Origin of the sequence: Vreelandella neptunia, from assembly GCF_022489065.1 — a bacterium.
Lineage (GTDB): Bacteria > Pseudomonadota > Gammaproteobacteria > Pseudomonadales > Halomonadaceae > Vreelandella > Vreelandella neptunia_A.
In genome coordinates, this window is sequence record NZ_JAKVTW010000075.1 from 1 (window position 1) to 420 (window position 420).

A 420-nucleotide genomic window follows, 5' to 3' on the forward strand; every position below is an offset into this window, starting at 1 on the left:
TAGCTGCTCCTGGATCCAGTCCTTATGTTGATAAACTGGGCGCACTTCCGGGTTGAGCAGACGGGTCCACAGCATCATGTGGCCGTTTTCGTAGGAGTAGAAGCCGCCTTTGCTTTTCGACCAGCCATCGGCATCAACGGCTTTGGTGCCACCGGAATCGTAATTGCGGCGTTCCATGGTGGAGGCGTAGTTCCAGTGCACGGAGCTGACGTGGTAACCGTCGGCGCCGTTTTCGGCCTGGAGCTTCCAGTTGCCGGTGTAGGTGTACGACGAGGTACCGCGCAGGATTTCCAGGCCTTCGGGGGCTTGGTCGACGATGTTGTCGATGACCTTGGTGGTTTCGCCGAGGTGCTGCTCAAGCGATTGAACGTCGTCACTTAGGCTACCGAACAGGAAGCCTTTGTAGTTCTCAAAGCGCGG

At 57.4% G+C, this 420-nt stretch carries 1 protein-coding gene; it reads right to left on the reverse strand.

Features of this window, described 5'->3' with window-relative positions; genetic code table 11:
* Nucleotides 1-420 (reverse strand): SRPBCC family protein (locus tag MLE19_RS22920; RefSeq protein WP_276322555.1); only part of this gene is annotated, 420 nt, incomplete at both ends.